16 protein-coding genes and 1 other RNA gene are annotated in these 18,375 nt (G+C 63.1%); 6 read left to right on the forward strand and 11 right to left on the reverse strand.

The features are described from left to right. Window position 1: 1 nt before the first annotated feature. The gene (rsmH, locus tag EOA16_RS23125) at window positions 2–1,051 is read right to left on the reverse strand and encodes a 16S rRNA (cytosine(1402)-N(4))-methyltransferase RsmH (protein ID WP_127260312.1); all 1,050 of its coding nucleotides are present in this window, start codon (window positions 1,049–1,051) and stop codon (window positions 2–4) included. Next, on the reverse strand, window positions 1,048–1,506 hold the full coding sequence (gene mraZ / locus EOA16_RS23130) for a division/cell wall cluster transcriptional repressor MraZ (protein ID WP_127260313.1): 459 nt from the start codon (window positions 1,504–1,506) through the stop codon (window positions 1,048–1,050). Before mraZ ends, rsmH begins: the two co-directional genes overlap by 4 nt. A gap of 410 nt (window positions 1,507–1,916) precedes the next feature. Between mraZ and EOA16_RS23135 the strand changes: the two genes are divergently transcribed. Further along, window positions 1,917–3,032: a cystathionine gamma-lyase gene (locus EOA16_RS23135; protein ID WP_127260314.1), complete on the forward strand. Its 1,116-nt coding sequence runs from the start codon at window positions 1,917–1,919 to the stop codon at window positions 3,030–3,032. Between the two features lie 17 nt (window positions 3,033–3,049). Here the strand turns inward: EOA16_RS23135 and EOA16_RS23140 are convergent, their stop codons facing one another. From EOA16_RS23140 to EOA16_RS23170, 7 genes are all read right to left on the reverse strand, one after another. Beyond that, window positions 3,050–3,343, reverse strand: coding sequence for a type II toxin-antitoxin system RelE/ParE family toxin (locus tag EOA16_RS23140; RefSeq protein WP_245456004.1), 294 nt, complete (start codon window positions 3,341–3,343; stop codon window positions 3,050–3,052). Continuing rightward, window positions 3,340–3,615: a type II toxin-antitoxin system ParD family antitoxin gene (locus EOA16_RS23145; RefSeq protein WP_127260315.1), complete on the reverse strand. Its 276-nt coding sequence runs from the start codon at window positions 3,613–3,615 to the stop codon at window positions 3,340–3,342. Before EOA16_RS23145 ends, EOA16_RS23140 begins: the two co-directional genes overlap by 4 nt. Window positions 3,616–3,797: 182 nt before the next feature. After that, window positions 3,798–4,207: RNase P RNA component class A (gene rnpB / locus EOA16_RS23150), an RNA gene on the reverse strand. A gap of 50 nt (window positions 4,208–4,257) precedes the next feature. Further along, window positions 4,258–4,989, reverse strand: coding sequence for a transglycosylase SLT domain-containing protein (locus EOA16_RS23155; RefSeq protein WP_127260316.1), 732 nt, complete (start codon window positions 4,987–4,989; stop codon window positions 4,258–4,260). A 209-nt stretch (window positions 4,990–5,198) separates the two neighbouring features. Then, window positions 5,199–5,954: an N-acetylmuramoyl-L-alanine amidase gene (locus EOA16_RS23160; protein WP_127260317.1), complete on the reverse strand. Its 756-nt coding sequence runs from the start codon at window positions 5,952–5,954 to the stop codon at window positions 5,199–5,201. Next, window positions 5,951–6,670 carry a DnaJ family molecular chaperone gene (locus tag EOA16_RS23165; protein WP_127260318.1) on the reverse strand — a complete coding sequence of 240 codons (720 nt, stop codon included), beginning with the start codon at window positions 6,668–6,670 and terminating at the stop codon, window positions 5,951–5,953. Before EOA16_RS23165 ends, EOA16_RS23160 begins: the two co-directional genes overlap by 4 nt. 173 nt (window positions 6,671–6,843) lie before the next feature. Then, window positions 6,844–7,104, reverse strand: a complete 261-nt coding sequence (locus EOA16_RS23170; protein ID WP_013530943.1) for a hypothetical protein — start codon at window positions 7,102–7,104, stop codon at window positions 6,844–6,846. A gap of 195 nt (window positions 7,105–7,299) precedes the next feature. Between EOA16_RS23170 and EOA16_RS23175 the strand changes: the two genes are divergently transcribed. From EOA16_RS23175 to EOA16_RS23185, 3 genes are read left to right on the forward strand one after another with little or no spacing between them, the layout of a single operon-like run. Beyond that, entirely contained in the window at window positions 7,300–10,950 is a 3,651-nt protein-coding gene (locus EOA16_RS23175; protein ID WP_127260319.1) for a hydantoinase B/oxoprolinase family protein, read from the forward strand. A gap of 33 nt (window positions 10,951–10,983) precedes the next feature. Continuing rightward, window positions 10,984–12,282 carry a DUF3419 family protein gene (locus EOA16_RS23180; protein WP_127260320.1) on the forward strand — a complete coding sequence of 433 codons (1,299 nt, stop codon included), beginning with the start codon at window positions 10,984–10,986 and terminating at the stop codon, window positions 12,280–12,282. Further along, window positions 12,279–12,974 carry a class I SAM-dependent methyltransferase gene (locus EOA16_RS23185; RefSeq protein WP_127260321.1) on the forward strand — a complete coding sequence of 232 codons (696 nt, stop codon included), beginning with the start codon at window positions 12,279–12,281 and terminating at the stop codon, window positions 12,972–12,974. Before EOA16_RS23180 ends, EOA16_RS23185 begins: the two co-directional genes overlap by 4 nt. Window positions 12,975–13,070: 96 nt before the next feature. Here the strand turns inward: EOA16_RS23185 and EOA16_RS23190 are convergent, their stop codons facing one another. After that, window positions 13,071–14,450 (reverse strand): serine hydrolase, encoded by a 1,380-nt coding sequence (locus EOA16_RS23190; protein WP_127260322.1) that lies wholly within the window; start codon window positions 14,448–14,450, stop codon window positions 13,071–13,073. Between the two features lie 228 nt (window positions 14,451–14,678). Here EOA16_RS23190 and EOA16_RS23195 point away from each other — a divergent pair, with 228 nt between their 5' ends. Both EOA16_RS23195 and EOA16_RS23200 read left to right on the forward strand, forming a co-directional pair. Further along, complete coding sequence (locus tag EOA16_RS23195; RefSeq protein ID WP_127260323.1) at window positions 14,679–15,479, forward strand: GH25 family lysozyme; 801 nt, start codon at window positions 14,679–14,681, stop codon at window positions 15,477–15,479. 127 nt (window positions 15,480–15,606) lie between these two features. Further along, window positions 15,607–16,791: a lytic murein transglycosylase gene (locus EOA16_RS23200; protein ID WP_127260324.1), complete on the forward strand. Its 1,185-nt coding sequence runs from the start codon at window positions 15,607–15,609 to the stop codon at window positions 16,789–16,791. A gap of 123 nt (window positions 16,792–16,914) precedes the next feature. Here the strand turns inward: EOA16_RS23200 and EOA16_RS23205 are convergent, their stop codons facing one another. Next, on the reverse strand, window positions 16,915–18,135 hold the full coding sequence (locus EOA16_RS23205) for an alanine racemase (protein ID WP_013530936.1): 1,221 nt from the start codon (window positions 18,133–18,135) through the stop codon (window positions 16,915–16,917). Between the last annotated feature and the right edge of the window lie 240 nt (window positions 18,136–18,375).

Genomic DNA, 18,375 nt, shown 5'->3' on the forward strand with positions numbered 1-18,375 from the left:
GCTACCTCTCCCCCGGCCGGCCTGTACCGGGAAGTGTTGGGCCGGGAAGCTTTGGAAGGCCGAAAATCGAAAAGTCGCTGCTGCGCGCCGGCGCCTCGGTGCGGATCGCCGCGCGCAGCCTGGCCGAACGAGCGCGCGGATTGGCCGCCACCTCGGCATCGCCGGCCGTCTCGCCGCCACCCGCCTTGCGGAAGGTCGCGGTGCGCGCATGCGCCTCGGGCAGGTGACGCGAGCCGGTCGCGACGTCTGCCCGGTCGGCGATGAAACGCTTGACGATGCGGTCTTCCAGCGAATGGAACGTCACCACGGCGAGCCGTCCGCCCGGTTTCAGAGCGCGTTCGGCGGCAAACAAGGCCTTGGCCAGTTCGCCAAGCTCGTCATTGACGAAGATGCGCAGCGCCTGGAAGACACGCGTCGCCGGATGGATCTTGTCCTTCGGGGCGCGACCGACATGCGTCTCGATGGCGTCGGCGAGTTCCAGCGTGCGCTCGAACGGACGCTTTTCGCGGCGCGCCTCGATCATCCGGGCGATGCGTCCGGCATGGCGCTCCTCGCCGAGGAAGCCGAAGATACGGGCAAGATCGCCTGGCTTGAAGGAATTGACGACATCGGCGGCGCTGAGGCCCGATTGCGCCATGCGCATGTCGAGCGGTCCGTCGGCGCGGAACGAAAACCCGCGCTCCGCCTGGTCGAGCTGCATCGAGGACACGCCGATGTCGAGCACGATCCCGTCGGCGCTCTCGACATGTTCGTCCAGCGTCGAGAACGGCGCCTGCACCAGCCGCAGCCGGCCGCCCGACTGCGCTTCCAGATCGCGCCCGGCAGCGATTGCGTCCGGATCGCGGTCGATCGCCACCACCGAGGCGCCCGTTGCCAGAATGGCCTTGGTATAGCCGCCGGCGCCGAACGTGCCGTCGATGATGATGTCGCCCTGCGCGGGCGCCAGCGCTTCGAGCACTTCGGCAAGGAGGACCGGAATGTGGCGGGCCGATCCGCCAACGGCGTGCCCATCTACGGCGCGAGGAAGGTCATCGCCGTGGCCTGCCGTCATTCCGGTCGCTCCCCAGGCTTCGTCCCCTGCCGAAGCTGCAAAAGCCGTGCGCGCGCCTGCGCCCCATAGGCGGCAAGCCGTCCCGGCTCCCAGATCTGAAAGAAATTGCCGCGCCCGACAAAGGCCACTTCGGCCGAAATGCCCGTGTGTTCGCGCAGGAAATCGCTCATCGTGATGCGGCCATCCTGGTCGAGCTTCAAGAAGGTTCCGTCGCCATGGCAGAAGAACGACATATCGTCCGCTGTCTGCAGGAAGGGATCCTCGAGCGCTATGCGCTGCTCGTAGCGGTCGAGCAGATCGAGCCCGCCGACATCCATCGCCGGCAGATCCAGGCAGCGCAGCCCATAGAGTTCCGAATAGCCGCGCTTCTGCACGACGGCACGGAAATGCGCGGGAACGGACACCCGTCCCTTCGCATCGATCCTGCTCACCGTGTTTGACAGAAACCGGTCCATTGAACACTGCAGCCGCTTGCGCCGCCGCACCCCTCTCCATCTTGTCGCACGCGCCGCCGCAGCGCGCTCCCTGCCCCATATCAGCCTCGTCCGCACAAGCAAAAACCGGCAAACGCGCAGCCGCCGCGGCTGCTCGATTGGCGTACGCTTTACCCTGACACGGAACGAAGGCTTTGATGTCTAGATGGGGTATCATGGGACACTATGGGCGTCAACGGGAATAGGCTTCACAAACACGCGCGCCGCGACCAAGGAGAGCAGCCGTGACGGCACGTCTCGTCTTTATGGTCTATTAAGCCTAACGAAGCGTTTAGAGCCGTCTGGCCCAACCGGACGCGCCTTGCCGCGAACCGCTACCGGGCATAGCGTCTCGCCAAATCTCGTCGGTCGCAAACAGGGTTGGAAATTCGATGTCTGAAACAGCAAAGTCACGCGCGGCAGCACTTCCCCATTTGCGTCGCAGCCGGCTTGCAATGGGCGATTCCATCCCGCTGCCGCTGACCATGGCCGCCATTTTTCACGCGCCCGGCGACGCTACCGGCTTCAACCAGTACGGCCGCTTCAGCAACCCGACCTGGGATGCGGTTGAACATATGCTGGCCCATCTGGAGGACGCGCCCTGCGTCGCCTTCCCTTCCGGAATGGCGGCAATCTCGGCGGCGTTTTTTGCCGTGCTCAAAGCCGGCGACCGTATCCTGCTGCCTTCGGACGGCTACCACACGACAAGAGCGCTGGCCGAACGCTTCCTCAAGCCGCTCGGCATCACCTACGACGTCAGGCCGACCTCGACCTTCCTCGATGGCGGCTTCGATGGCTATCGCCTCGCCTTTGTCGAAACCCCTGCCAATCCGGGGCTGGATATCTGCGATATCGCCGCCGTTGCCGATGCTGTTCACAAAGCCGGCGCGATCCTTGTCGTCGACAACACGACCATGACGCCCTTCGGCCAGCGGCCGCTCGACCATGGCGCCGATGTTGTCGTTGCCGCCGACACCAAGGCACCCAATGGCCACTCCGACGTGCTGTTCGGCCATGTGGCCAGCCGCAACGCCGATATCATCGCCGCCGTGACCGGCTGGCGCGAGGTTTCCGGCAGCATTCCCGGGCCGTTCGAGGCCTGGCTGGTGCATCGCGGCCTCGAAACACTGGATGTGCGCTTCGACCGCATGTGTTCCTCGGCGGAGGTCATCGCGCGGCGGCTGCAGGGCCACAGGGCAATCAGCGGCCTGCGTTATCCTGGACTGGAAGGCGATCCGTCGCACAACCTTGCCCGCGCCCAGATGGAGCGCTTCGGTTTCCTCATCTCTTTCGAGCTCGCCTCGGAGGACAAGGCCGAGGATTTTATCAACAATTGCGAACTGATGCAGGCCGCGACATCCTTCGGCGGCGTCCACACCTCCGCCGAGCGGCGCTTGAAGCGAGGCGATGCGGTTTCCGCTGGCTTCGTTCGCCTCTCGGTTGGCTGCGAACCGGTGGACGAGCTCTGGAAGGCGATCGAGACGTCGCTGGACAAAATCAGCGGGTGAGCGGATCGGTTACGGGTTCAGGTCATCGGCTTCGATCTTGCGCTTGCCATGCAGCACGCGAATGATCTCGATCGCGTCGTCGCCGACCTATACAATGTGAGATAGTCGCTAACGACCAGATGACGGATGCCGGGCGCAAAATCATCGCGCGGTGCGCCTGAGAAAGGGTAAGTTGCCAGCTGTTGCCACCGTGCCTCGAAGCGATCGAGCAACCGGTCGGCTGCAACTTCGTTGTCGTGCGCAATATGAAGCCAGATGCCGATCAGGTCGTCTTCAGCACGCGCGGCCCGGACGATAGGCAACAAACTCATGCTGCGTCATCGGATCGCAAGCGTCTGCGCGCCTCGGCCTTGATTTCATCCATTGACGCAAACCGCCCCGGCCCGCTATCGATCCCTTCTTGCACCAGTCTGCGTAACTCCTCGATCGTATAACCGAAGAGGTCGCGTCGGTCCTTCCATTGCCTAAGCGCGTCGCGGATCACCTCGCTCGCCGACGCGTATTCGCCGGCGGCGACCACATCGTCGACCGCCGCCGCCAGTTCCGGCGAAAGCGTAATGCTGCGTTTGTCGACCTGACCGATGAGTGGCTCCTTATTCTATTCACCGGCGTGGTACGATTTAATCGCACCGCTTTCAAGGAAAGCCTCTCTGGCCTGGGTTGACGGTGAATTGACCAGGCAACAAGAGACCTTGAATCAGCAGGCGCGCCCGAGGGCGCAACCTGCTGATTTCAAGAGGTTTCTCTTGATATCGGGGGAGAAAAATTGCCAGCTGGCCTGTAAGCCGGGTTCTGTATGGCCCCCGCCCCTTGCGAGGCGAGAACGTGGCGGCCATTCATCTTGGGCGCATGTTGCCATGCGCCTCACGCAACCTACCCGGACGGTGAGCCGGAAACAGCCCTCGAGGGTTTCCCCTCGCACCGTCCCTATTCGGTCTTGCTCCCGGTGGGGTTTACCGTGCCGCTCCTGTTGCCAGTCGCGCGGTGGGCTCTTACCCCACCCTTTCACCCTTACCCCGAATCCGGCAAGCCGGATCGTGGCGGTTTTCTTTCTTTGGCACTTTCCCTGGGGTCGCCCCCGCCGGCCATTAACCGGCACCGTGTTTCCATGGAGCCCGGACTTTCCTCACCCACGACCTTTCGGCGTTTGCGGGTGCGGCCGCCCAGCCAGCTGGCAGAGCGTATAAAGGGGTTCACGCCCAAAAACGCAAACGAAAAAGCAGACTTATGCGGGCGATCCCAGCGCGGCCATCTGCACCTTGACCTTGCCGCAATAGGCTGCCGAGACGGGGTTCATCCGCGTTGCGGCGTGGCCGGCATTGTATTTCAGAATCGTGCCGCAGGTCGTGCCGCCACCGAGGCTCCGTGCCATGGCAAGGTATTTCATGCCGTATTTGATGTTGGTGTCGGGATCGAACAGGCCTTTGGCGGAGCCGCTATAGCCCATCATCCGAGCCGTTGCAGGCTTGATCTGCATCAGGCCGATCTCGCCGGCGCTGCCGACGATGTTGGGCCGATAGTTGCTTTCGATCTTGATAACCGCCGTGGCGAGCGACACCGGCACGCCTTCGATCGCCGCATAGCGTGCAACGATAGCGGAATACTGACCACTGCTGGCCACCGCCGCCGTCGATGCCGCCGCGTTCCGGACTCCGATCGACGCCGTTGCCGTCATGTCGACGGTCTTGCGGCCGCGCTTCGTCTGCCTTTTGGCGGTGGACTTCTTCGCTTTGGACCAGCTTGCCTTTTCCGCTTTGGCGGAAGCCCGCTTCGTCTCCGCCTTGGCGGAAGCCCGCTTTGTTGCCTTGGCGTCGTGGCCTGCCTTGCCGCTTTTTGCGGACATCACGGGAAACCCTTGATCGGCCCGCGGGCTGAATGACGCTGCATGCGCCGCACTGAAGGCAAAAGTCATTACGCCGGCAGCAAGAGCTGCCGTTAAAACGGTAAATTTCTGCATGTGATCCTGTTCTGTCTGAACCGCGCGAAGATGTTCACGCAGCAACGCCTAACCAACGTCGGAACAACCCGGGGGGCTTGGGGTCCGACATCTACACGCCAGCCGTTTGACGCCCGAATTGGTGTCAAACAAGGCCAGGCAAGTCACTTTGAGTGACAGCTTGTAACTTAAGGATTGGAAAGAATTGCTTGGGAGGGGCCTCCCGGAGCTTAGCGCCTCACGGAAGCAAGCAGCCTTTGCAGCGTCCGCAGCGTCGAGCCGTCGGCAACGCCGTCCACCTTGCGCGGCCGGAAATGTCGTTGGAAAGCTTCTACCACCGCCTCCGTCTGCCGGTCGAAAATCCCGGATATTTCAACGCCATAGCCGTAGAGAGCCAGCATCGACTGCAACGCTTCGACATCGCCGCCGGTATCGCCGGTTGTCAGAGTGGCGCCTCGCCTGACGGGTGCGGCCGCCACGAGATGGCCCACGCCGGCCTCGAACAGCGTCCGCCACGGAAACTTCTCGCCGGGATCGATTTTGCGCCCCGGCGCAACGTCGGAATGCGCGAGTACCCGCTCGGCGGCGATCGAATGCCGACCGGCGATCCCCCGGCACAGCCCGATCACCGCATCGATCTGCCGCCGGGGAAAACCAGGATAGCCCAGAGAATGTCCCGGATTGACGATCTCGATGCCAACGGAACAGGAATTGATGTCGGCACGTCCGAACCACGAACTCTTTCCGGCATGCCAGGCGCGGTCGCTTTCCCTGACCATCTGCACGACATGGCCATTCTCGTGCACCAGATAATGCGACGAGACCTCGCTGGCCGGATCGCAAAGCCAGGCCTCGGCCCCGGCGCCGGTCGCCATACCGGTGTAGTGCAGCACGATCATGTCAGGCCTGGGTGTCTCGCGCCGCGGGCCGAAGTTCGGCGATACCCTGACTTCGGCACGTGGCTCGTCGGGCAGAAAGCCGCTCATGCGTGGCGCAGGCCCCGCTCGATCATCTCGTAGGCGGCGTTGATCGCCGCCACCCTGGTCGTCGCTATCTTGATGAATTCCTGAGGCAGGCCACGCGCGATCAGCCGGTCGGGATGGTTGTCGGAAACCAGCTTGCGATAGCGTTTCCTGACCTCGTCGAACGACTTGCCGCGCTCGATGCCAAGCACGACATAGGGATCCCCGGCGCCGAGATTGACGTGCCGCGCCATGATGGCCTCGTAATGCGCTTCGTCGATGCGGAAAATCTCGGCGATGCGGTGCAGGAAGAGCCCTTCGTGCTCATGCACCAGGCCGTCGGCCTTGGCGATGTGGAACAGACCGTCGAGTATGTCTTCCAGCATCACGCAATTGGAATGCCCCGAACCGCACATCTGCGCCATCCGCTCGGCATAGGTCTCGAAACCGGCCACGTCGCGCTGGGCGAGATCGAACAGCCGCGCCACATTGCGCGTCTCCTTTGGCGGCACTTCGAATATTTCCTGGAAGGCGCGCACCTCGTCCTGGGTGACGATGCCATCGGCCTTGGCCATCTTGGCCGACAGCGCGATCATCGCCACCGAAAAGGCGACACGCCGGCGCAAATCCGCATCGCCGGAGAAAACCGTGCGCACAGCCTCGACGACGTCGGCGACACCCGACGAGGCTGAGGATGAAACGCGGGTGATGAATTCGCCGAGGCGATCCCAAATCGACATGGCCTGCTTCTTAGAGCCACCGCCCCCTCCTATCAAGCCGGGACAGTGCCGCAGGCTCTGCACGACAAATCGATCCGACGCGCAAGAGGGATTAGCCACGGCGCTCGGACAATATGAGAAAGGCCGGCGCGAGCCGGCCTTCCTCATTCATCACACGAAGTACCGCTTGCTCACTACTGCGCGGGCGCAGGAGCTGGTGTTGCCGGAGCCGGCTCGGCAGGCTTCTCGGGTGTGATGCTCTTCGTAGTCGAATTATCCGTTGCCGGAGGCGTCGCGGCCGGCGGCGTGGCTTCCGGAGTAGCCGGTTTCATCGGTTCCTCGGCGGCCGGCGGATTGGTGCTCTGGGTGGTGGTGTTGTCCGTACCGCTGTCACTGCAGGCGGCGACGCCAAGCAACGCCAAACCGGAAACGGACGCGAGAATGAGCTTTTTCATTTTGTCTCTCCTTCAACACACGCTCACGTTGCCGTGAGCGGTCGAAGGACAAATGCGTCAGACGGCCATGAGTTTCGTAACGTTGCGTTTCCGCATGTAACATCGTCTGGTTCATTTGCGATTGCCGCTCAGGCCGTGGCGAACTAACAGCATGTGCCGAACCACAGATCGAACAGAAGAGCGCCAGGGGCTGTCATGACCGAAAAATGGGATTTCTGGATCGACCGCGGCGGCACATTCACCGATATCATCGGCCGAGATCCGGAAGGCGGGCTGCACCCGCGCAAGCTTCTCTCCGAAAATCCCGAAGCCTATAGCGATGCCGCCATCCAGGGCATTCGCGACCTTCTTGGCTTGTCGGCCGGCGACACGATCCCGAGCGGCCTGATCGGCGACATCAAGATGGGCACCACAGTCGCCACCAATGCGCTGCTGGAGCGCAAGGGCGACCGCGTGCTTTTGCTCATCACCAAGGGCTTTCGCGATGCGCTGAAGATCGCCTACCAAGCGCGCCCGGACATCTTCGCCAAGGAGATCATTCTTCCCGAACAGCTCTACGAGCGCGTCATCGAAATCAACGAGCGTGTGCGCGCCGATGGCTGCGTCGAACAATTGCTCGACATCGCCGCCTGCCGGCCGGCGATCGAACAGGCCAGGGCCGATGGTATCGATGCGGTCGCCATCGTCTTCATGCATGCCTGGAAATACCCCGACCACGAGAAGGCGGTGGCAAAGGTCTGCCGCAAACTTGGTTTCGGCCAGGTCTCGGTCAGCCATGAGGTCTCGCCGCTGATCAAGCTGGTCGGCCGCGGCGACACCACGGTGGTCGACGCCTATCTGTCGCCGATCCTGTCGAGATATGTGCAAAGGGTTGCGGGAGAGTTGGGGATTGTTGGAAGCGGCGCCAGCAGTGCCGCCGAGGGGCCGCACCAGCCTCATCTCATGTTCATGATGTCGTCGGGCGGCCTCACCGCCGCCGACATGTTCCAGGGCAAGGACGCATTGCTGTCAGGACCGGCCGGCGGCGTTGTCGGCATGGTCGAGACAGCCAGGCTCGCCGGCTTCGACAAGGTCATCGGCTTCGACATGGGCGGCACCTCCACCGACGTCGCCCACTATGACGGCGAATACGAACGTGCCTTCGACACCGAGGTCGCCGGCGTGCGCATCCGCGCGCCGATGATGCGCATCCACACCGTCGCCGCCGGCGGCGGTTCGATCCTGCACTACGAGGCCGGCCGATTCCGTGCCGGACCGGATTCGGCTGGCGCCAATCCCGGCCCGGCAGCCTACCGGCGCGGCGGCCCGCTCGCCGTCACCGACGCCAATGTGATGCTGGGCAAGCTGCAGCCCGATTTCTTTCCGGCGATTTTTGGGCCCGGCCAGGACCAGACGCTCGACGTCGACACAGTGCGCGAAAAATTCTCCGCACTCGCCGCCGAAATCGGCGATGGCCGGTCGCCCGAGACTGTCGCCGAAGGGTTCGTCACCATCGCCGTGGAGAACATGGCCAACGCCATCAAGAAGATCTCCGTGCAGCGCGGCTACGACGTCACCGAATATCTCCTGAACTGTTTTGGCGGCGCCGGCGGCCAGCACGCTTGCCTGGTCGCCGATGCGCTCGGCATGGAAGCGGTGCTGATCCATCCCTTCTCAGGTCTGCTGTCGGCCTATGGCATCGGCCTGTCCTCGGTCTTTGCCTCGCGACAGCAGGCGCTGCTCAAGCCGCTTGCCGAAGAGTCCAGAACGGAGATCGGCAACCTCATTGCCAGCTTGAGAGAAGCCGTCATCGCCGAGCTCGCGGCGCAAGGCATCGGCGAGGATACGGTCGCCACGAAGCCGGTGCTGCACATTCGCTATGACGGCACCGACACGACACTGCCTGTGAATTTCGAGGCGGATTCGATTTTCCAGGCCAGGCGCGATTTTGAAATCGCCCACAAGGCGCAGTTCGGTTTCGTCTATGACGACAAGCCGATGATCGTCGAGACCGTTGGCGTCGAAGGCACCGACACCGGCGGCACCGGCCGCGACGAAACTGAATCGCAAACCGAGGACCTTGCCGCAAGCCCTTCGCAAACCCGCGAAATCTTCACCGAGGGAGAGTGGCGCACTTCATCCATCTTCCGCCGGGAGGCGCTGAAGCCGGGAAACAGGGTTGCGGGACCTGCCTTGATTATCGAGCCGAACCAGACAATCGTCATCGAGCCGGGCTGGCAGGCCGAAATCACCGCCAGGAACCATGTGCTCCTGCGCCGTGTCGAGAAAAAGCGCCGGCAGGCAGCGCTCGGCACCGAGGCCGATCCGGTCATGCTGGAGGTCTTCAACAACCTCTTCATGTCGATCGCCGAGCAGATGGGCGTGACGCTGCAGAACACCGCCTATTCGGTCAACATCAAGGAACGGCTGGATTTCTCCTGCGCCGTCTTCGACCGCCATGGCGCGCTGGTCGCCAATGCGCCGCACATGCCGGTGCATCTGGGTTCTATGGACCGTTCGGTCGAAACCATCATCCGGCTGAATTCCGGCGACATCCATCCCGGCGACGTCTTTGCCCTCAACGCACCCTACAATGGCGGCACGCATCTGCCCGACATCACTGTCGTGACGCCGGTGTTCGACGATATCAAACACGAAATCCTCTTCTGGGCAGCCTCGCGCGGCCATCATGCCGATATCGGCGGCACGGCACCCGGCTCGATGACGCCGCTTGCCACCACGGTCGACGAGGAAGGGGTGCTGTTCGACAATTTCCGCATCGTCGATCGTGGAAAATTCCGCGAGAAGGAGCTGGAAACGCTGCTCACCGATCACCGCTATCCGGCGCGCAACCCGCACCAGAACATCGCCGACCTCAAGGCGCAGATCGCCGCCAACGAGAAGGGTGTCGCGGAACTCCGCAAAATGGTCACGCATTTCGGCCTCGATGTCGTCGAGGCCTATATGGGCCATGTCCAGGACAATGCCGCCGAAAGCGTGCGCCGCGTGCTGGAGCGGCTGCCCGATAGTTCTGAGTATGAATACCCGACCGACACCGGCCAGGTGATCAAGGTGAAGATCACGGTCGACCGGAAGACGCGCGAGGCGACCGTCGACTTCACCGGCACGTCACCGGTCATGAAGAACAATTTCAACGCGCCGGAACCAGTCGCCCGCGCCGCCGTGCTCTATGCCTTCCGTGTCATGGTCGAGGACATGATCCCGATGAATGCCGGGTGCCTGCGGCCCATCAACATCATCATTCCCGACGGCTCGATGCTGAAACCCGCCTATCCCGCCGCCGTCGTCGCCGGCAATGTCGAGACCTCACAGCATGTCACCAATGCGTTGTTCGGCGCGATGGGCGCCATGGCCAACGCGCAAGGCACGATGAACAACCTGACCTTCGGCAACAAGACATACCAATATTACGAGACCATCTGCTCCGGCTCGCCGGCCGGCCGGATGAACTCGGGCCGCGGCTTTGCCGGCACCTCCGGCGTCCACACCCACATGACCAATTCGCGCCTCACCGACCCGGAAGTGCTGGAGCTGCGCTTTCCCGTCCTGCTCGAGGATTTCCACATTCGGGAGAACTCAGGCGGCAAGGGCAGATGGAGCGCCGGCGACGGCACCAGGCGCACCATCCGCTTCCTCGAAAAGATGGAATGCGCGATCCTGTCCTCACACCGCAACCGGCCGCCACAAGGTCTGGACGGCGGTGGCGATGGCGAGGTCGGCTCGACCAAGATCCGCCGCAAGGACGGCACGATCGACATGCTGAAAGCCTGCGACCAGACAGTGCTGCAGGCCGGCGACGCCGTCATCCTGACGACACCGACGCCGGGCGGGTTTGGCAAACCGTAAGAAGAGGCGTCAACAGGCTGTCACCGGCCTGTCATGACCCTGAGTTACCCGCTTGCGGCAAAGCAAATGGGGAATCATCTTGCCATGACGGACGTTTCCGCAGATCTGGTTTTTCGCCGCGGCAAGGAAGTTGGAAAGGCCGTCTACCAGAACCGGCCGCTGTCGAAGGCCGGCATTTCGGAGCGGCTGTTCGCCTTCCTGTTTTCCGGCCTCGTCTATCCGCAGATCTGGGAAGACCCAGATGTCGACATGGAGGCGATGCAGCTTGGCCAGGGCCACCGCGTCGTCACCATCGCCTCCGGCGGCTGCAACATCCTGGCCTACCTCACCCGCTCGCCGGCACGGGTCGACGCCGTCGACCTCAACGCCGCGCACATCGCGCTGAACCGCATGAAGCTGGAGGCGGTGCGCCATTTGCCATCGCAGGGCGACCTGTTCCGCTTCTTCGGCGCCACTGATACCAGCCACAATTCGGCAGCCTACGACCGTTTCATCGCGCCGCATCTCGATCCTGTCAGCCGTCACTACTGGGAGCGCCGCAACTGGCGCGGCAGCAGGCGCATCGCCGTTTTCGACCGCAATTTCTACCAGACCGGCCTGCTTGGCCTGTTCATCGCCATGGGCCACCGCACGGCAAAATTCTTCGGCGTCGACCCTGCCGGCATCATGCGGGCCAAGAACATCGGCGAGCAGCGCCGCTTCTTCAACGAAGAGTTGGCGCCAGTCTTCGACAAGAAGCTTTTGAGATGGGCGACGTCGCGCAAGGCTTCGCTGTTCGGCCTCGGCATCCCGCCGGCGCAGTACGATTCGCTGATCACTTCTGGCGACGGCACCATGGCCAGCGTGCTGAAAGCCCGGCTGGAAAAACTCGCTTGCGATTTTCCGCTGGAGAACAACTACTTCGCCTGGCAGGCCTTTGCCCGGCGCTATCCGAACCCAGGCGAGGCCGCCCTGCCCGCCTATCTCGAAAAACAGAATTACGGGGCCATCCGCGGCAACATCGATCGCGTTGCCATCCACCATGCCAATCTGATCGAATTCCTCGCCGGCAAGGATGCCGGCTCCGTCGACCGCTTCATCCTGCTCGATGCGCAGGACTGGATGACCGACGATCAGCTCAACGCGCTGTGGGCGGAAATCACTCGCACCGCTTCGGCCGGCGCCCGCGTCATCTTCCGCACCGCTGCCGAACCCAGCCTGTTGCCGGGCCGCGTCTCCAGCTCGCTGCTCGACCAGTGGGACTATCAGGACGAGGCTTCGCAGGAATTTTCGGCCCGCGACCGCTCGGCCATCTATGGCGGCTTCCACCTCTATGTGAAGCGTGCGGCATGAACACGACAGAGCTGCCGGCCAGCCCCGAATTCAAGGCCAGCCATGCCGAATTGATGGACGGCGTCTACCGCTGGCAGCGCCACATCTACGACCTGACCCGCAAATACTACCTTCTCGGCCGCGACCGACTGATCGACGGGCTCGACGTGCCGGCCGGCGGCACGGTGCTGGAACTTGGCTGCGGCACCGGCCGCAACGTGATCGTGGCCGCGCGTCGCTATCCCGACGCGCGTTACTTCGGCCTCGACATCTCAGCTGGGATGCTGGAGACGGCCGGCGCCGCGATTGCACGCGAAGGCCTGTCCGACCGCGTCCTGTTGGCTAGGGGTGACGCCACCGACTTTGATGCGAAGGCACTCTTCGGTGCCGAACGCTTCGATCGTGTCTTCGTGTCCTACTCGCTGTCGATGATCCCCGGCTGGGAAAAGACCGTGGCGGCGGCCCTTGCCGCTCTGTCGCCGAACGGTTCGCTGCACATCGTCGATTTCGGCCAGCAGGAAGGCCTGCCGGGCTGGTTCCGCGCGTTGCTGCGCGGCTGGCTCAAAAAATTCCACGTCGCGCCGCGTGAATCGTTGCGCGAAGTTCTGGAATCGGAATCTCGCCGAACCGGCGCAAGCTTCCGTTTCCGCACGCTTTATCGCGGCTATGTTTGGCTGGCGGTGATCGGACCGCGCACCCTCACCTCCCCTTGATGCGAGGGATCGCGTCGAAGGCGCGGGTGGGGTGAAGCGCCAAGCATCCCACCCCGGCGCTGCGCGCGGACCCTTCCTATTGAGGGGGTAAGGAAATTAATGCAGCGCCTTGACCAGCGCCCCCACCATCGTCTGCGGCCGGTAGCCGAGCTTGGCAGGCGTCAGCCCCAGCCGCACCACCACCAACTGCTCCGAGGGGATGATGGCGACCGTCTGTCCGTCATGACCTTCCATCCAGTACGTGTCCTTGGGCATGCCTGCCGCGACGCTGGCGCCGGGGTTTTCCTCATCGCCCGGGGCCTCGATCCACAACTGACCCTTGCCGTAGACTTTCGAGGCGGATGCCGGCTCGCGCATCCAGTCGACGAAACCGGTTGGCAGGATCTGGTTGTCGTTCCACACCCCACCCTGGAGCAGGAACTGGCCGAAGCGCGCCCAGTCATGCGCGGTTGCGTAAAGATAGGACGAGCCGACGAAGGTACCCTGCTCGTCGGTCTCGAGCACTGCGCTATGCATGCCAAGCGGATCGAACAGGGCGGTGCGAGGCCACGTCAGCGCCTTGGCCTTGTCGCCGATCGCATCTTGCCAGAGGCGCGACAGCATCACCGCCGTACCGCTCGAATAGGAAAACACCTTGCCCACCTCGGCCGCCAGCGGCTTTGATTCGGCAAAGCCCGCCATGTCAGGTTCGAGATAGAGCATGCGCGTGACGTCGGCGACGTCGCCATAGTCCTCGTTGAACTCCAGCCCGCTCGACATCGCCATCATGTCGGCAAGGCTGATCGCGGCGCGGCCGTCCGCCTTCCACGGCGCAAACAGGTTTTTATCGTCGAAAGCCATCTTGCCGTCCTTGGCCAACGTACCGACGATGGCAGCGTTCACCGTCTTGGTCATCGACCAGCCGAGCAGCGGCGTCCTGGCGGAAAAGCCATCGCCGTAGCGCTCGGCGACGACACGGCCATTCTTGACCACCACCACCGCGCGCATGCCCATGCCGGTCAGCGCCGCATCGTCCAGCAGCTTGGCAATCACCGGATCCTGTGAAGCCTCGACCCGCTCGCCCTCCGGCCACAAATCGCCTTTAATGGCCGCCGACGGCTCGGCGTGGATTGTCGTGCGCCGTGCCTTGCCGACATCGCCGTCCGGAACCGAAGCACAGCCAAGCCCGTCGCGGGCTACGGCGACGCTCTTGCCGAGGAAACCGAACAGGCCGGCAGACACCGTTCCCCTGTTCTTGTCCACCGAAACCCGCATTAACCGCAGCAGGGGATGCCCGGGTGCCTGCACGTCGACGGCGAGCACCTCATTGGGATCGCGGCCGGCAATGAAGACGTTCGAACAGACGATCTTGGCCGAGTAGCCCGAGCCGACCCTGATCAACTCCGGCGGCGCGATATAAAGCCAGGCAAAAAGCGCGGCGATCGCCAGAACGATCAGGCCAAGCAGCCATTTGACGATCTTGACCACGATCCGCATTTATTTCCTCCGGGCTCTGCGCGACCCTTATGTCATCGATTTGCCGCCATTGCTTCCGCAAATCACAATGCTTGTCGAGCGCCATCAACGGATTATCAACCATGATCGGCGATCACAGGATATGCTGAGCGATGCTGTGGGGCGATCGCTCGGAGGGGCCCGATCACAAAACCGGCCATCAGTGTATAGACCCATCAGCGACCGGCTGAATCCGGCTCGGGAATTACGATGCGCCGTCTTGCGGGCCTCCTTATGCTAGCGCTGCTTGGCGGTTGCTCGACCGTGGACGATCTCTCGCCGCTGTCGCCGTCCGCTTCGAGCAGCCCGACTGTTGCCGTGCGCGCGCCGCGCTTTGCCGATTCCAAGCCGCATGAATGGGAGAGCGGCGCGCCGTGGAACTATGCCGTCCACGGCACCGATGTCTCCAAATACCAGACCTCGGTCGACTGGCCGGCGGCCAAGGCCAGCGGCATCTCCTTCGCCTTCATCAAGGCAACCGAGGGCGGCGATCGCTTCGATGAATACTTCAACGAGCATTGGGCGCGCACGAAAGCCAACGGAATTCCGCGTGCCGCCTATCATTTCTACTATTTCTGCACCCCGGCTGCCGTGCAGGCGCGCTGGTTCATCCGCAACGTCCCCGTCGACCGCTCGGCGATGCCACCGGTCCTCGACATGGAATGGAACCCGAAATCGCCGACCTGCAGGCTGCGTCCCGACGCTGCCACGGTACGCGCGGAGATGACCACCTTCCTTGAAATCGTCGAGCGGCACTACGGCAAGAAGCCGATCATCTACACTTCGGTCGACTTCTTCGACGACAACGAACTGTCGGGGTTCCGCGGCTATCCCTACTGGCTACGTTCCGTCGCCGGCCATCCGCGTGAGAAATACGGCAGCCACCCCTTCACCTTCTGGCAGTACACCGGAACCGGCATCGTTCCCGGCATGACCGGCAAGTCCGACATCAACGTCTTCAACGGCAGCGAAGCCGCCTGGAACAAATGGCTGCGGCAGAACACCCGTTGACACCAGGCCTGCCGCCTGCTTTTCGACACAGCCAGCGGTAAAGTCTGCAACCGCCGGTATTCCAGAGCCCTGCGCCCCGATGGACGCGTGAGGACGCCCTGGAACTCTGAATGTCGAAAGGAAGCTGATGCGACTGCGTTCTCAAGCCCTCGCGGCGCTGTTCTTGTGCGCCACGGCCTTGCCGGCGATGGCCCAGGAATGCGGCGGCGACTTCGAAGCCTGGAAGCAGGGCGTGGCGGCCGAGGCCAAGGCCGCCGGTGTCGGCCCCGCTGGCCTTGACGCGCTGGAGGCCGCGACCATCGACGACAAGGTGCTGGCGCGCGACCGCGCCCAGGGCGTTTTCACCCAGACCTTCGTCGAATTCTCCAACCGCATGATCTCGGCCTATCGCCTGAAGCAAGGCGCGGCAAACCTGAAGAAATACGCCGACGTCTTCGCCCGCGCCGACCAGCAATTCGGCGTCCAGGCGCCGATCATCACCGCCTTCTGGGCGCTGGAGACCGACTTCGGCGCCGTGCAGGGCGACTTCCACACGCTGAGCGCCCTGGTGACGCTTTCCCATGATTGCCGCCGGCCGCAGCTCTTCCGGCAACAGCTGGTACCACTTCTGGAGTTGATCGATCGCGGCGTGCTGCCGGCCGATGTCAGGGGCGCCTGGGCCGGCGAGATCGGCCAGACGCAGATCCTGCCCTCCGACTATCTGGCACGCGGCGTCGACGGCGACGGCGACGGCAAGATCGACCTGCGCGGCAGCGTGCCCGATGTGATCATGACCACCGCCAACAAGGTGCTGTCGCGCGGCTGGAAACGCGATCAGCCCTGGATCCAGGAAGTCCGCGTGCCCGAAGACATGCCGTGGGACCAGACCGGTCGCACCAACAAGCTGCCGCTGTCACAGTGGGCGCAATGGGGCGTTACCTACCCCAGCGGCGCGCCGCTGGTCGACAACGGCCTGAAAGCAGGCCTGGCGCTGCCGATGGGCCGCAGGGGACCGGCCTTTCTCACCTACGACAATTTCGACGTCTATCTCGAATGGAACCAGTCCTTCACCTATGCGCTGACGGCAGCCAACCTTGCCGCACGACTGGCAGGCGCGCCGCCGCTGGACCCGCGCAATCCCGAGACCGGTCTCAACAACGAGCAGATGAAGGCGCTGCAGACCAAGCTGGAAGCCAGGGGATACGATGTCGGCACTGTCGACGGCATTTTGGGTACCAACACCCGCGAGGCGATCCGCAAGGAGCAGATGCGCCTTGGCCTGCCGGTCGATGGTTGGCCTACGCCGGAGCTGTTGGGGAAATTGAGCGAGTAGTGAGTAGTGAGTAGTGAGTAGTGAGTAGTGAGTAGTGAGTAGAAGATAATGGTGCGCCGCACCCGAGCCGGCAAAATATTTATACTCCCTATCTGCTACTCACTACTCACTACTCACTATTCCCTAATCCGCCATCGTCTCCAGACTGGCAAACCCCTGTGGCGCGTCACCCTCGTCGAACGGTGTCGTCACCTCGACGAAGGTGTCGGGGTAAAAGCCGTTGAATCGGGTCCTCAGCGACAGCGAATAGGCGCCGATATGGCCGATCTCGATCCAGTCGCCGGTATCGACCGTCTCCGGCAGCCAGAACGGCCGCGACAGGATGTCGACGGAATCGCAGGTCGCCCCGCAAACCTTGAACGGCACGATGTTCTTCTCCTCGCCATTGCGCGAGCGGATCGCCGGATCGGGGATGAAGCGCGCCGGCAGCGTGATCTTGCCGGTCCATGAATCCGATAGGGATGCCCAGATGCCGTCATTGATGTAGAGCCGCTTGCCCTTGCGCAGCAGCACCCGCACGATCAGCGACAGGCAGCGCGCCACGATCACCCTGCCCGGCTCCGCCACCAGCGGCATCTGGTCGAACTGATACTCCTTCAGGTCGCCCGACAGCCGCGACATGATCTGGCCGAGCGACGGCATCTCGATCTGCTTGCGATTGGGGTCGTGGCCGTATTCGGCGGGGAAACCGCCGCCGACGTCGAGCCCGGCAATATCGAAGGTCAGCCGGTTGCGCACCCAATCGGCGGAAGCCAGCGCCCGCTCATAGGTGTCGGGATCCTCGATCTGGCTGCCGACATGGAAGCACAGGCCAACCTTGTAGCCGGTGCGGTTCAGCCGCTCGGCCAGTTCGACGGCATAGGCCGGCCCGGCGCCGAACTTCTTCGACAGCTCGTAAGCGGCATGCCCCTTGGTCTGCACCCGCACAAACACGCTGATCGAGCCCGGATCGATGTCGAGAGCCCGCACCACTCGGGTCAGCTTGGTGATCTCGTCCTCATGATCCAGCGAAATAACGCGGATGGCGTATTTCTCCAGCGCCAGCTTGATGTCCGACTGCGCCTTGACCGGATGCATGTAGAGCATCTCGGCATCGGGAGAGACGGCGCGCACGGCGGCGAACTCGCCCGGCGAAGCGACGTCGAAAGCCTTGACGCCGGCTTCGACCAGGGTCTTCAGCACGATCTGCTCGCCATTGGTCTTGACCGCATAGGCGGTCTTGCCGGGGAACATGCCCATGAACTGCCTGGCATCCGCCATCAGCACTTGCGGGCGGAAGCAATAGACCGGATCGTCCGGACGAAGCGCCAGTGCCGCCTCGCGGGCATTTTCGAATCGCTGCATCGACGAATCCTTGACCTAGCCTGCGCACAATTAATCCAAGCTAGCGGCTAGCGCATGACCCCGAAAGTCGATTTCGACTTTCGGAAAGGATCATGCGCCAAATATGAGTCTTTGCAGTGTCCTTTGCGCGTCTCTAGAGACGCGCGGCGCTGCAATGAAAACAATTCTTTGTCGCGTGCGGCTGACGCAGCGGCGCCAGGTCTTTGCCGGCAACGTTTGCCAGCGATCAGGTTTCGGGTG

The sequence above is a fragment of the Mesorhizobium sp. M7A.F.Ca.US.008.03.1.1 genome, assembly GCF_003997495.1.
Classification (GTDB): Bacteria; Pseudomonadota; Alphaproteobacteria; order Rhizobiales; family Rhizobiaceae; genus Mesorhizobium.